The organism is Mucilaginibacter sp. 320_HR, assembly GCF_059691875.1.
The window spans coordinates 136,241-149,891 of record NZ_JCAWAI010000004.1 but is presented as its reverse complement, the minus strand read 5'-3'; the positions used below and the strand labels follow the sequence as shown (position 1 = coordinate 149,891).

Sequence of the window (13,651 nt, the reverse complement as noted above, 5' to 3'; positions counted from 1 at the left end):
TTAGCTCCGCAACCGTTCATCAAAAGAGAACTTGCTGATAGATGCAATTTTCACCCTGGCAAAATCGGGGTGTGCCGGGTTAAACAGGTAATTGTACTCCATATCAATTATGGCAGATGGCACCTTTAAAACAGCCGTTTCCATACCCTGCAGCCAGGTGTCGCCAAGGCTTTGCGTGTAAGGATAGTTGATAACGCGCTGCCACTCGGGCTCTAAACGGGTAAGCTGCGCAAGTGTGATCTCCTTTATTGGTAATTTATCCGGTACGCTAAATACCGTTACTGAAAAATCGCCCGAGTAAAGGGACGTGCCCGATGTGTGTACCAGTTTTTCCAGGCAGGAGAGCGCCAGCGATCCCCCGGAGTAGATAACGTACATACCCCGCGAGTTCCACCTGCCGTCTATGCCCGAAGCATTGCGGTCGGAAGCGTATTTGGTTTGTCCTATACGGTAAGTCTTCAATTGATAAATGTTAAACCCCTCCCAACTATCCTTTAAAGAGGAGGGCATAAAAAGCATCCCTCTTCAGGGGGATATTTATAGGGGGCTTTGCTTACGCCGTAACCCCGTAATCTATACGGATAAGCTCACTCATAACAATGCCAATACCGGTAATGGTATCAAGCATATCAAAAGGAACGGCATCAATACCGGCATTGTAGTGACGCAGCCAGCTTTTAAACTCATCTAAAGAACCAAAGGTTTCGAGGCCTTTATCAAAAAGCTCAAACAGCTGTATGATGTGCTCACTAAGGCCGGGGTTTAAACCCTTGCTGCCCTGTATGTGCTTGCGCAGGGTAGGCTCGGTAATATCAAGCCATTTAGCAATATCTATCTGGGTAACACCGGTAAGCTGCAGCAAATCTGTAAGGGCACCGGGCTGCAGCCCCTGCTTTATTACGCCTAGTTTTGCTATTGGCGATTTAAAGTAGGTATTGTATGGCATCAGAAGATCATTTAAAACAGGTACAGGCATATCTGCCTGATACTGCTTTACAACAGCCTGCTTTGTGTTATGCTTTACTTTTTCCATATACAAACGTAATTATTTTCTAATTAAAAACAAATTATTTTCTAATAGTTTTTCTCCGATGAAAAAATAATCCTAAATATATTAGTAATTATAAAGAATATTCTTTATCTTTGTATATCAAATATGCCAATCGGCATCTCTTACATAAACTAAAGTCCATCATGAAATACTTCTATACTGTAAAGCAGTGCGCCGAGCGCATTGACGAATACTTCCGTTATATACAGGGCCAGTACCATGTAGAAAAACCCGAAACAACAAACGATAACAAGAAAGCACAACCCGCCGAAATAATAGTGTGGGACCGTAAGCCCGAACCTGCCCTGCTAACCGGACTGGCCCTGTATATGGGCTTTACCAGTAAAGAAGAGTTTGAAAAGTACGAGGTAAAGGGCCGGTACAAAAAACTACTCAGACGGGCCCGCCTGCGTGTAGAACTGGAGTATGAAAAACGCATGTTGCAGCAAGCACCCACGGGTGCAATATTCGTTCTGAAAACGCTGGGGTGGACAGACAAGAGCGCCCTTAAACAAAGCCAGGCCACCAAAAAGCTGCGCATAGAAATTGTTGATGCAGGCCCGGCCATAGCACCCTCTGAGAAGGATGTGGCGATGTAACCTCTATCCCACATCAAACCAAATAACCTAAACCATTATGAAAACAAGCCTTTTATTTAAACACAACTATTATGCTACGGCAGATGTTGTGATTAACCAGGGCGGTACCAGCTCCGGTAAAACCTACGCCATAACACAGGTACTATTCTCTCTTGCCGCTTCAGAAAAGCTGATAATTACCATTGCCGGGCAGGACATGCCGCACCTTAAATCGGGCGCGATACGAGATGCTATCGAAATACAAAACTCCTCCGCCGCCATGCAGGCTGCAATAAAGAATTACAACCGCAGCGATCACCTGTTTGAGTTTAATAACGGCAGCATAATTGAATACAAGAGTTACGCCAATGCACAGGATGCGAAGTCCGGAAAACGCGATTACCTGTTTATCAACGAAGCAAACGGAATAAGCTGGCTTATCTATACAGAACTGGCCCTGCGTACCCGCAAGCGGGTGTTTATAGACTACAACCCCAACACCAGCTTTTGGGCGCATGAGAAACTGATGGGGCGCCCGGGCGTGCAAATGTTTATATCAGACTACAGGCACAACCCGTTTATTACTGAGGCACAGCGTAATAAAATAGAAAGGCTGAAAGAGGAAGACCAGCAGCTTTGGCGGGTTTATGCCCGCGGCCTTACCGGCAAAATAACCGGGCTGGTGTTCAGCAACTGGCACCTTTGCGAAGCCATACCGTGTAATGCCACACTGCTCGCGGCCGGGCTGGATTTTGGCTTTAGTAACGACGAAACCGGCTGCCTGCTGGTGTACCGGCAAAACGGCGAACTATGGGTACGCGAACTGCTGTACGAGACTGGCCTCACCAATACCGACCTCTCCCGAAAACTGCAGCAACTGGGCATGAGCAAGAAAATAGAGATAATTGCCGACAGCGCCGAACCGAAATCTATTGAAGAACTAAGGCGGCTGGGGTGGTTTATTACTGCCGCAAAAAAAGGTGCCGATAGCGTGAACAACTCCATAGACATACTTAAACGCTACCGCATAAACGTAACCGCTGACAGCACTAACCTGCGCAAAGAACTGGAACGTTATAAGTGGAAAGTAAACCACAGCGGTAAAACCACTAACCAGCCTATTGATGCCTGCAACCACCTGATAGATCCCCTGCGCTACGTAGCTCTTCACAAGCTAAAAGCGGGTAACATAAAGCCGGCCACCAGTAAGCTGCCGGCAACTGCTCCGCAAGCAACCAAACGGGACATACTGGATGAAATGCTCGGCCTGTAAAAACCTGGGCAATCAAAATATCAACACAAATCAAATAACAATATGATAGAAAGAACACTTAAAACCATGGATGGAAGGCTGAAGGTCAGCATCCCTACTCAGCTGAATGAAGTCTCCTTAGGGCAGATGATAGAACTGCAGGAAGCAAAAGAACTGACAGACATGGATGCCATCAGCATACTATCCGGCGTACCCGTAACCGACCTGCAAAACGTGGCGGATGCTAATGACTTTACCCTGTTTGCCGACGGCGTACTGACCCTTTCCAACGAGATAAAGAACTTGTACAACAGCGACAAGGTACCATCCACAATAACCTTTATGATAGATGGCAAGCCGGTAAAGGTAGCGATAACCAATAACCTTTCGGTGGAGCCAGCCGGTGCTTTCATGGCTGCAAGGGACATTATTGCCGATGAGATTGCCGCCCATATTAAACAAAATGGCGAGGACAACTGGCAGGAAACCTTTAAGCCGTCGTTACTTGCGTGTGCCAAATTGCTGGCGCAGTACTTCTTTACGCGCGTAACCGGTCTGCCTTACGATGAGTACGCCGCTGCAGAATTTTTAAACGTTGTTAAAAAGCTTTGGGTAACGGAGGCACTGCCCATCGCGAAGCATTTTTTTACCTCCTATCCAGACTTATCGAAATCGAAAACCGGCTTTTGGCCTCGCCTGCTACACCTACTGAAAAACGTGCTGGTATCCGGGCTTTCGAGCGTTTTAAGTACATCAACACGGTAAACGCCCTTGCCGGCGGCGACATAACCAAATGGAGCCTGGTAATGGCCATGCCATACGAACGCATCCTCACCAAACTTCTCCTCAACAAAACGGAAGCTGAGTACCAGAAACGGTATATGGAGATCCAAACTCAAACCCCCTAGCCCCCTGAAGGGGGAATAGGAGATTGACAATCTAATCATAAAACCGATAACTACTTCCCCCTTCAGGGGGCGAGGGGCTAAACAAGATTTATTTACTAAAACCATTAAAATTCCCCCTTCAGGGGGTTAGGGGGTTCCTATGAGAAACCAAATTGAAGCTGTGGTGCAAAGCTTAAGCACCTCGCCGTCGTTTTTGTACGGCACCGAAAAAGAACTGAATACCCTTGCCGATAACGCAGCCTTCCCCTGTGTTATGCTGTACCCGCTGCAACCTATAGTGCTGTCGCCCCAGGTGAATGGCTCGGTAGATAATGTGTTCACCATATACCTCGAGTTCCTGTACCAAACAGAGTTTGGCCAATATACAGCAGAAAACGAAACCTACGTGCAGCAGGCGCTGCGGATGGCAGGCGAGTTTGTGGTGAAAGCTGCCAGGTACCGCGATGGTGATGGCCGTTACTTCCGTATCAAGGCAGGCGAAAATGCAAAGTGCGTACCCGTATACAACAAATTTGACACCAATACCACCGGCGTTGGGCTTACCATAACGCTTAACACCATGTATTACGACACCTACCCTGCTTAAAACTTATACAATGAATATTATCCCTATTATTGACTATACCAACACCTATGTAAACGGTACCGAAACCAACGGGCAGGTATACATCAGGCTGATTGACGCGGCTACCGGTCAGCCCGCCAATGGCAACAACATGCAGGTTACCTACCAGGTAAACCTTGACGGTGTTTCAAACATCTATACTATCCTTATTTCCGGGCAGGGTAAGGCAATTTATACCGGCCGTATAGGCAACACTAATCCGCAAAATTACCACTACAGTAGTTTTACTATAATCAGCCACGAAGAGGTAACCACGCCGCCACCAGTTGCCGTTTGCGACCTACAGATCACCCATGTAAACGTAGATAAGCTGGAAAGTGCCGTTGGCGCGAACGACGGGCAGATAACCGCATTTGCTACCAGCAGCAACGGGCTGATAGAATACAGTATCGATAACGTAACCTTTCAATCGTCGCCAACATTTGGCGGCCTCACAGGTGGCATAATACCTATTTACGCGCGGGATAGTAATGGTTGCCTGGCCGGATACAGTGTATTGCTTGGTACCGTAACGGGGCTGCTTGTTGCCGATCCGTCCGTGAGTTTACCAGGCGGTAAAATCTCCAGGTGGAATGCCGCGTTTAACCCTGTTGTATTCACTTACCAACGTAAAGATTTCGGCATCCATTCATCCACTACAGACACCCTTACCGGATTTGCCAAACTCAGGATAAATGCCTCGTTGAACGATCCCGCAACGGGCAACCCGGTACTATCCACCGGCGACAAGGTGTACATCAACAGTACCACCTACAAGGGTATATATGATGTTGATCGCACCGAAGGCGTTTACAATCTTATTTTAAAAACTCCGCCCATACATCCCGATGAGCCTATCAGCGGCTTTATCAATATTAACAAGCTTAGACCCTATTATAACATTGTCACCCGGATAAGTTATTTCGACAGGGATGGACGGCAGAAAACCATAACATCAACCAACCGGCCTGATGCAACCGGGCTGGTAAAAGCCGACCTATCCAGCTTTTTGCAAAGCCTTGTACAGCCGGCTGACGAAAGCGATTACAGCCTGCCCAACTTCAGAGACGATAACTTAAGTGCCAGCTATTCCATAGCCTATGCCGAAGTTTGGGACGAGAACGGCACAACCAAAGAGCCGGTATTTGTATCGTTAGACCACAACTACTTCGTGCTGTACGCAGCTAAACAATTGGGAGAACGTTATGGCGGCAACATGGCAGCTTATGTACCGTTTGCGTCGCTGCCCGACGGGGTAGCTAAAGCCAGGTGGATAACCGACTTTGCCGAGCCCGCCTGCAGTAACGGCTACCCGTTTGATATTGGCTTTATTTACAGCGAAGACCTGCTGGGCCGCCAGTTATATTGCGAATTTACCCTGCTGGATATTAATCAGCAACCTATACAAGGCGGCGAAAACCAGGTTGGGCTGCTAAATGAGGATGGATCCTGGCTGCTGAACCAGGACGGCGGCAGGCTGGTAATTGCAAAGCAGGGTTTCGGTAACATTCCTGTACCCGATCAACTCGGCCTTAACAGGCTGCTTATAAACACCAATTTGCCGCCAGAGGTTTACTACATTAACCTGGCACTTAAGTACAATGATAACAATGTAGTTCATACCGTTACGCAAACTCAAACCATACGGGTGGATGACGCTGTGGACGACAACGCCGTTTACCTGCGCTGGATAGGCCTCTCGGGCAGTTGGAACTACTATCGTTTTGTTTTCGATCAGGAAGTAACGCTGGATGTACAGAATGCCGTAATCATCAAAAACTTTGTGCACGATTGGGAGAACCAGCAAGGCATAGAAGAAGTGATCAGTAAGTCGGCAGGTCAAAAAATGAAGGTTGTTGCCGAGGATCTGTCTGTGGCAGACATCAAGGGACTGCAATCTATTAAATACTCACCAAAGGTACAAATACTGGTGAAACGCAACCCTGTAAAATGGCAAACCGTTGTGATAAACACAGCTACATACAGCGAGTACGAAACACGCAATGGCCGGGCGCCATTCAGCGTCACCTTCAATCTGCCGGCCATAAATATACAAACGCAATAGCCTCACCCAATAGCCCCCTCTAAATCTCACCCTGAAAGCGGAGACTTAAAATTAATTTAAAGCCTTCCTTTCAGGGGAGGGTTTGGGTGGGGCTCAAACTCACCAACATGCAACTCTACATCTATAACGAGCTGGTTGACCTGGCGGATGACAGCCCGATAGCGCTCACCTTCCAGATAAACAACCTGGCCGAAGTAAAAAATCAACAGGGCAACACCAGTAACCAGTTTAAGTTGCCCCTTACACAACGCAACAGGCGTATACTGGGCTTCCCGGATGATGTTGCATTTTGTGGTAAAGCACCTTATGACAACTACCCGGCAAAAATAGTACAGGATGGTTTGGAGATTGTAACCAATGGTATTGCAGTGCTAAATGGCGTTGAGCAGGATAGCGCGGCTATAACAGTACTGAGCGGCAACGTGGACTTCTTTGATACGCTGGATGCTAAAATATACGACATGGGCGACGCAGAGACTACTATTGGCAAGCAAGGCCTGCTCAAGTACTTTGACCATGCCTACACTGTGGATAATGTAGTGGCATCTCAAACTAAAACCGAAGGCTGGATATGGCCGGTAATAGATTATGGCACTATAACTTACCCTACCGATCAGCCATTGAAGATTGACGTACGGCAGATCCGTCCCGGATTTTTCCTGAAGACCATGGTAGAACTCATGGCCAAACAAGCAGGTTACCGCATAAACCCCGATTCGTTTTTGCTGAAGCAGCCTTTATTTCAAAAGCTTATTGTGCAGTTTGCAAACGATAATTTTAGCCACGGCACCAACTACCAGAACACTACCGACGACCTCGGGATAGAGGTTACCAACGCGGCTAAGTATGTGCACACTAACGATGCATATGAGGAAGATATGCGCCTTAACACGGTAATAAACGATAGTTCGAACTCTTTTAAGAGCAATGCTTATGTAGCAAAAGCACGTGTGGCATTTACTGCCAGCTTTACTTATTCGCTAACACTTGCCGGAAAAATTACTTTGGACGATGGCGGCGCCAAGGCGCACATTTACTTTGAGTACTACGATGTACATGGCAACCCAACAAAATTGGACCGCATAACCCACACGCTTGATAATGATGCACAATTAGTAAACAGCTACGCGCAGATAAAATCATCCTTTTTTCAAAGAGGTATTGCCGTAAAAACCTTCAACAACCAAAAGTTATCTGCTGATGTTGAGCTGCTTGCCGGCGAAAGCTTAAAGGTTCGGTATGAGGTAAACCACCGGGCAGCGCGCGACCTCTATTCGGAGATACAAGCGGGTGCCACTTTCAAGATAGAAACAAAGCGCGAAGAGGTGCTGCTGGGCCAAACAATTCAATGCGAACGCATCTTTCCGGATATTTCTCTTAAAGATCTCCTGAAGGACACCTTGCAGCGGTTTGGCATAATCTGCCAAACTGATAACGCTGCACGGACAATAACATTCGCTTCTTTCAGGGACATTGTAAACAATATACCGGTTGCCCGGGATTGGACACGCAAGTGCATAGACCAGGGTAAAGCCATCAGCTTTCAGCTCGGCAGCTACGCGCAGGAGAATTACCTGAAACAAAAAGAAGACGAAAGCATTAAGCCCAAAGGCTTCGGTAATACAAAGATAACTGTTAATGATAAGACGCTGGCTGCAACGGCCGACCTGGTAGAAAGCCAGTTTGCCCCAACCCTTAATCGCCCGTATGTAAACGGTAGCATAGCGCAGATTTTAAAAGTTGACCGGAGTCCCGAGGAGGATGCGATCGATTTCTCTGTCAGTACCCAGCCGCGCCTGCTCATTAATGATGCGCTCAATCTTTTAGATACCGGCAAACAAATCACTTTTACCGACGGAACAAACGAGCGGGTGGTGAACAGCACCATATCTATCCCCTACTTTGCTAAAAATGGCGCAGCAGAAAGCCTGGATTGGGAATACCTGCGTAAACAGTATTATCCGGAATTAGAGAAGATTCTGCAACAGACAAAAAAGGTAGTACGCTACTTTATGCTCTCTCCCCGTGACATATTGGAGCTTGACCTGCTGATTCCCGTTTACCTGGAGCAGGATAGCGCATATTACTACATCAACAAAATAGACAGCTGGCGCAAAGGCCAGCCGGTAAAGGTTGAGCTGGTAAGATTGTAAAAGTCCCCAACCAAGACTTCCAACGAGCATTGAGAATTCTAAGCCCTCCCTTTTAGGGGAGGGTTTGGGTGGGGCTCTGGGTTTGAGGCTTGAGCGCGTTTATGAGAATAAGCCGTGTGTAATCTCTTTAACAGCATCATCGCCAAAAAAGAAGATGGTGTACATGCTTGGTGCCTGGGTAATTACCAATATATCTTCTCGCTTTATTTTGTTCTCGTTGATGAAACGGGTAAGGCGTTCGTGGGAGCTGAAGTAGTCAGATTTTAAAACGATCATGATGGTGCTTTCTGGTAAGAGATGTGCGGCGAAAATATGTTACCAAATAATAAAAATATTTGCAGAATGCGTTTGCAATTTTAAAATCAGCTTTTTACATTTACCAAAAATATTAGCAAACCTTATCCAAATGAAAAAACTTTTACTCGCCTTAGTTCTATTTACAACAACGCAAGTGCATGCTCAAACCAAGGTCATCGACTCGTTTCTGGGAATAAAATTTGGAAGCACTCCTCAACAAGTGGCTTTAGCATTAAAGGCTAAAGGCGCGATAAAAGATGTTGCCGGTAGCAAACCAAGTGAATGGTTGTACAGTAATGTGAGGCTCGGCGGCAGAAAAGCTGAGATCTTAGTTGTTAGATTCCTTGACGGCAAAGTGTATCAGGCAACCTTTGCTTTCAAACCCAAACTTGAGCCCCAGTTAATAGATCTTTATAAAGAAATATCAACCGACATTACTGCCGTATATGGAGAAGGCGAAGAGAAAAAGGAATTTAAATCTCCTTTTGAAGATGGTGATGGTCACGAACTTTTAGCAATTGAAGGTGGTAGTGCTGATATTTCCACAACATGGTCGGATGAAAAAGGATTAATTTTTGAAACAATAAGTAGTGACATGGTGATCGGATTAACCTATGGTGACATTAAGTTAGGTCATCTTGCTACAGAGCGCGATAGGGCGAAAGAAAGAGCCGACTTTTAAATTCATCTTCTAAGGATTTATTTTAGTGCTTGTATTCACAGACAACTTTTTCTTCTGCCTTATTCCTCTCTACATAATAAATAATTTTTAATACCTGCTGCCGAGAAAGCAGCAGGTATATATTAGATAAAAAATATGCCATATGGCATACAAATCAATTACTATGGAAATAAATGATGATTTAACAAAAAGTCAGCAGGTGGAAATAAAGAAGCTGAGAGCTTCGGTTGAAGAACTCGAGGGATCTCTGAGATCGCTTGCTAGCACTCAAAATAAATTAACATCCTCTGCAAATACTTTAGAGAAAGCCTACAAAGATGTAGCATCGGAAATTAAAAAAACTGCATCGGCAGTAAAGGAAAGTAATGATCAGTTAGAAAAAAATGCCAAGCTGCTTAACTCAACAAAATCTACAGCTGGGTCAGCAGGGGTCGCAATAGATGAATTAACGAAGAATTACAAGGAACTTTCAGAATCCCAAAAAAGCGCAGCAACCACATCCGAAAACTTCAAAGCCGCCAGTGTCGCTTTAAAAAACGATTCAAAAGAAAGCGGTGAAAGTACAAAGGCGAGTGCAGAAGATTTCAAATACCTGGAGAAAACATTTGAGTCGTTAGATAAAACGCTGGACAGTTTGAAAGTCGAGGCAGGTGAGTTTGCACCGGAACTGGAGAGTTTAAAGGCTGGATTTGGTGGGTTAAAAACCGGCTTAGAAGTTGTAAAGGACGGCTTTAACGGTGTAGGATCAGCATTAAAGGCTACAGGTTTTGGATTGCTGATGCTTATACTCAAGTCGCTGGAAGAGTACTTTCAACACGACAAAATTGGGCTAAAACGGTTTCAAGGTGCACTTGCAGCAGTAGGTGTTGTCACTAAAGAGATTGAGAAAGCGCTCGTGAAACTAGGTGGAGCCATCGTTGATGCTCTGATTAACCCTGTAGACACTATAAAAAGCTTTTGGGATAGCTTAGTTCAAAAATTTAGTAAAACGTTCAGCGCTTTGGGAGACATCATTTCTGGTGTGCTTACCTTTGATAGCGCTAAGATAAAAACGGGTGTAACACATTTAAGTGAGGAATTTGATAAAGCTGTTACTATTGTAAAGGATGGTTATGATAAGGCAAAATCTTATTTTACGGGCTTAGCCCACGATGCCGGAAAAGCGTTTGACAATGCATATAAGAAGGCCGGGGAGAATGCTGGTCACTTCGTAAAAAAAATCAAAAGGTCGCACGAGCAACTAAGTTTAAGACAAATCACAGCAGCAGATTTTTTCAAAAGACAACAGCAGCAATATGACCAGGAGCTGGCCCTGCTTAATGACCAACTTAATAAGAAGCTTATAACGGAGGAGAGCTACTATAAAGCAGTAGATGAACTTGCAAAAAAGTACCCGTCTGCTATTATTAAGGCTGCGCCAAGCCTCCTCCCAGATTTTGCAAAAGCAAAACGGCAACTACAAACTGAGCAACAGCAAAAGATAGTTGAAAAGGATGAAGAAAAGTTAAAGCAAGCAGTATGGCCATGGCAAAAATTTGAAGCCGAAAAAAAGCTTATTCAGGACAAGTATGCTTTTGAGATATTACAAGCAAATGGAAATAAAGAAAAGATAAAAGAGCTAACTGAAAAAAGCCAGGAGGAGATATCAACCTTAACTGAGAAATACGAGAAGCAACGATCTGAATTAATTACAAAAGCAGCACAACAAGTTACCGATAAAGCTTTCTCATTGATAGCCGGTGGAATTGGCAAGCAAAGTGAGGCCAAACTAAAGGCTCTTGAAAAAGATAAAGCCAACGAACTTAACAATAAGAATCTTACCTCCACGCAGCGTAAAGCTATAGAAGACAAGTACCAGAAGAAAGAAAATCAGGAGAAAGTAAAAGCTTTTAAAGCAAACCAAAAAGTGCAGGTTGCTCAGGCTGTGATCAATGGGTCTATCGGCGTACAAAAAACAATTGCGGAGTTCGGTATGCCATTCGCCATACCAAACATCATTCCGGTGATTGCGTCTACCGCGGCACAGGTGGCTACCATTTTATCGCAAAAGCCACCTGCATATGCAAAGGGCGGTCGCTTTGTGTCCGACGGTCGTGGCGCGCTCCTATCCGGCTACCGAAGAGATCGATTTTAATATCGCCGGTCTTTCGGTTGAGGTAAAAGCACAGCTAATGGCAATGGGCTATGGTCGTGTACGGGCTATCGCAGTAAACAACTATAAAGATGGCAATTCGGCCGTTGAACTGTTTGGTGCTGTAAACGGCCTTATCGTAACCGAAGCTGAGCGCAACGCTGCAGACGAGACGCTGGATGGTGGTTACAAAATAAAACTAACCAATCCCGACAAGCTTAAAGAACCGTACCCTCCACGCGCTATTTCCATAGCACCGGACAACGGTACCGCCACCTACGCCAGTACCCTTGCTGCTATAGAGGCACTTACAGTTTAACCCCCTCTAAGTCTCCCCCTGAAGGGGGAGACTTTTAATACCTACTCAAATAATTTAAAAGGAGGGCTCATGAAAAAATACATACTTAAACCCGGCAGGCACCAGTTTGCACCCGGTTCGTCCGCAGTGCATAACAACAATACCCTTACGGATGCTGAAGCCGAATGGTACCTGCAGCGGTTCCCGCACATAGCAAAATTGTTTATTCCACTGCCTGCCGAAGGAGGATTATCAACAGCAAAGACATCTAAGATGAAATCACATCAAACAGAAATGGAGCAAACATCAACTTTTGCTCTCCCTTCAGGGGGTAAGGCGGGACAATGAAGACTTTCCTTCCCCAAATAGAACGGCGGATAGTGGTAAGGCCAAATCAAACGTTTGGCATCCTCAATTATGATATGGATAACGCCTATCCGCAGCGTATGCTCGAGCTGGTATCGCGCTCCCCCACAGCAAAAGACTGCTGGAACAAACGTGCAAAGTTTATAGCCGGAAACGGCTTTGAAGATGCTATGTTGGGCAAGCAGGTTATCAATAGCAAAGGGCTCACGATGGCCAAATTGTTAAAAGCAATAGCTACTGATAAGGCACTATTTTGCGGGTTTGGTATTCACGTAAACTACAACGCTAATTGCAAGATTGCTTCGGTAAACTATGTTAAGTTTGAGGACATCCGCATGGGTGATACCGATGACGTACAAACCGCCGGCAAGTTTGCCGTTTATAATGATTGGGGCCGCCGCACATGGAAGCACATCATGCGCAGCAAGATCACCTTCCTGGACAGTTATAACCCCGATGCAGAAGTTGTAAAGCGCCAGGTGATTGCAGCAGGTGGCTGGAGCAAATACAAAGGGCAGCTGTTTTACTTTAACCCCGAAGTGGATGATTACCCGCTGTTAGAAGCAGACTCGGTATGGGAAGATTTCGAGACCGAAGCAGGTATAAAAACCTTCAACAACAGGGAAGTGACCACAGGCTTTTTGCCATCAACCATGCTGTTCATGCAATCGCGCCGCGAAGAAGCGGATAACAGCACCGATAATGGCAGAGGAGGTAATACGCCGTCTCAATTAGAACGTGACCTAAGCAGCTTTCAAGGTGCTAAAAGCGCGCAAAAGATAATTGTAATAGAGTACGAAGACGAAAGCTCCAAACCGGAGTTTCAGCCTTATGCAATACAAAATAATGATAAGCTTTTCGAAACAACAGAGCGGTCGGTAGAGGCCCGGATTATTAAAGGCTTCTCCGTACCCAAGGAGTTGGTTAATGCCGAGAAAGCATCCGGCTTAAGCAACGGCAGCGAAAAGAAAGAGGCTATACGTGAATTTAACGACAACACTGCGCCGGACAGGCTCGAACTGAGCGAAACGCTCGAAAGCATATTCGCCAATTATTACACTAACATCAATCCCGCAGGTAACTGGAGTATTGTACCCGTACCAACTAACGTTGCCGATGATGCAATCGGCTTAAAGGCGGGGTCGGCCATTAATCAGCTACTCTTATCTACCCTCTCGTCCGCCAGCAAAATTGCCACGCTGGTACATGCATACGGCTTAAAACAAAGCGAGGCTGAAGCCATGGTAAACCCGCATAATCAATAAC

At 45.7% G+C, this 13,651-nt stretch carries 14 protein-coding genes; 11 read left to right on the top strand and 3 right to left on the bottom strand.

Going from position 1 to position 13,651, the window contains the following annotated elements:
• Together AC59GT_RS15195 and AC59GT_RS15190 are read right to left on the bottom strand one after the other, a co-directional pair.
• A complete protein-coding gene (locus AC59GT_RS15195; protein ID WP_497238420.1) occupies positions 1–510 on the bottom strand; it encodes an RES family NAD+ phosphorylase in 510 nt (169 codons plus the stop codon).
• Positions 511–553: 43 nt separating this feature from the next.
• On the bottom strand, positions 554–1,033 hold the full coding sequence (locus AC59GT_RS15190) for an Xre family toxin-antitoxin system antitoxin (RefSeq protein WP_497238419.1): 480 nt from the start codon (positions 1,031–1,033) through the stop codon (positions 554–556).
• A 161-nt stretch (positions 1,034–1,194) separates the two neighbouring features.
• On the opposite strand from AC59GT_RS15190, the gene AC59GT_RS15185 reads away from it, so the two are divergent.
• The 6 genes from AC59GT_RS15185 to AC59GT_RS15160 all read left to right on the top strand — a co-directional run bounded on the left by AC59GT_RS15185 (position 1,195) and on the right by AC59GT_RS15160 (position 8,611).
• Positions 1,195–1,650 (top strand): hypothetical protein, encoded by a 456-nt coding sequence (locus tag AC59GT_RS15185; RefSeq protein ID WP_497238418.1) that lies wholly within the window; start codon positions 1,195–1,197, stop codon positions 1,648–1,650.
• A gap of 37 nt (positions 1,651–1,687) precedes the next feature.
• The gene (locus AC59GT_RS15180; protein WP_497238417.1) at positions 1,688–2,902 is read left to right on the top strand and encodes a terminase large subunit; all 1,215 of its coding nucleotides are present in this window, start codon (positions 1,688–1,690) and stop codon (positions 2,900–2,902) included.
• Positions 2,903–2,944: 42 nt separating this feature from the next.
• Positions 2,945–3,646, top strand: coding sequence for a hypothetical protein (locus tag AC59GT_RS15175; protein ID WP_497238416.1), 702 nt, complete (start codon positions 2,945–2,947; stop codon positions 3,644–3,646).
• A gap of 282 nt (positions 3,647–3,928) precedes the next feature.
• Positions 3,929–4,375 carry a hypothetical protein gene (locus AC59GT_RS15170; protein WP_497238415.1) on the top strand — a complete coding sequence of 149 codons (447 nt, stop codon included), beginning with the start codon at positions 3,929–3,931 and terminating at the stop codon, positions 4,373–4,375.
• A gap of 10 nt (positions 4,376–4,385) precedes the next feature.
• A complete protein-coding gene (locus AC59GT_RS15165) occupies positions 4,386–6,458 on the top strand; it encodes a hypothetical protein (RefSeq protein WP_497238414.1) in 2,073 nt (690 codons plus the stop codon).
• Between the two features lie 107 nt (positions 6,459–6,565).
• Entirely contained in the window at positions 6,566–8,611 is a 2,046-nt protein-coding gene (locus AC59GT_RS15160; RefSeq protein WP_497238413.1) for a hypothetical protein, read from the top strand.
• A gap of 99 nt (positions 8,612–8,710) precedes the next feature.
• Here AC59GT_RS15160 and AC59GT_RS15155 read toward each other — a convergent pair whose 3' ends face one another.
• The gene (locus AC59GT_RS15155) at positions 8,711–8,887 is read right to left on the bottom strand and encodes a hypothetical protein (RefSeq protein ID WP_497238412.1); all 177 of its coding nucleotides are present in this window, start codon (positions 8,885–8,887) and stop codon (positions 8,711–8,713) included.
• Positions 8,888–9,017: 130 nt separating this feature from the next.
• Between AC59GT_RS15155 and AC59GT_RS15150 the strand changes: the two genes are divergently transcribed.
• From AC59GT_RS15150 to AC59GT_RS15130, 5 genes are all read left to right on the top strand, one after another.
• Positions 9,018–9,590, top strand: a complete 573-nt coding sequence (locus tag AC59GT_RS15150) for a hypothetical protein (protein WP_497238411.1) — start codon at positions 9,018–9,020, stop codon at positions 9,588–9,590.
• A gap of 142 nt (positions 9,591–9,732) precedes the next feature.
• Complete coding sequence (locus AC59GT_RS15145) at positions 9,733–11,724, top strand: coiled-coil domain-containing protein (protein WP_497238410.1); 1,992 nt, start codon at positions 9,733–9,735, stop codon at positions 11,722–11,724.
• Positions 11,684–12,040: a hypothetical protein gene (locus tag AC59GT_RS15140; RefSeq protein WP_497238409.1), complete on the top strand. Its 357-nt coding sequence runs from the start codon at positions 11,684–11,686 to the stop codon at positions 12,038–12,040. The genes AC59GT_RS15145 and AC59GT_RS15140 overlap by 41 nt, the downstream gene beginning before the upstream one ends.
• 69 nt (positions 12,041–12,109) lie before the next feature.
• Complete coding sequence (locus AC59GT_RS15135; RefSeq protein WP_497238408.1) at positions 12,110–12,367, top strand: hypothetical protein; 258 nt, start codon at positions 12,110–12,112, stop codon at positions 12,365–12,367.
• Positions 12,364–13,650: a hypothetical protein gene (locus AC59GT_RS15130; RefSeq protein ID WP_497238407.1), complete on the top strand. Its 1,287-nt coding sequence runs from the start codon at positions 12,364–12,366 to the stop codon at positions 13,648–13,650. Before AC59GT_RS15135 ends, AC59GT_RS15130 begins: the two co-directional genes overlap by 4 nt.
• Position 13,651 lies beyond the last annotated feature (1 nt).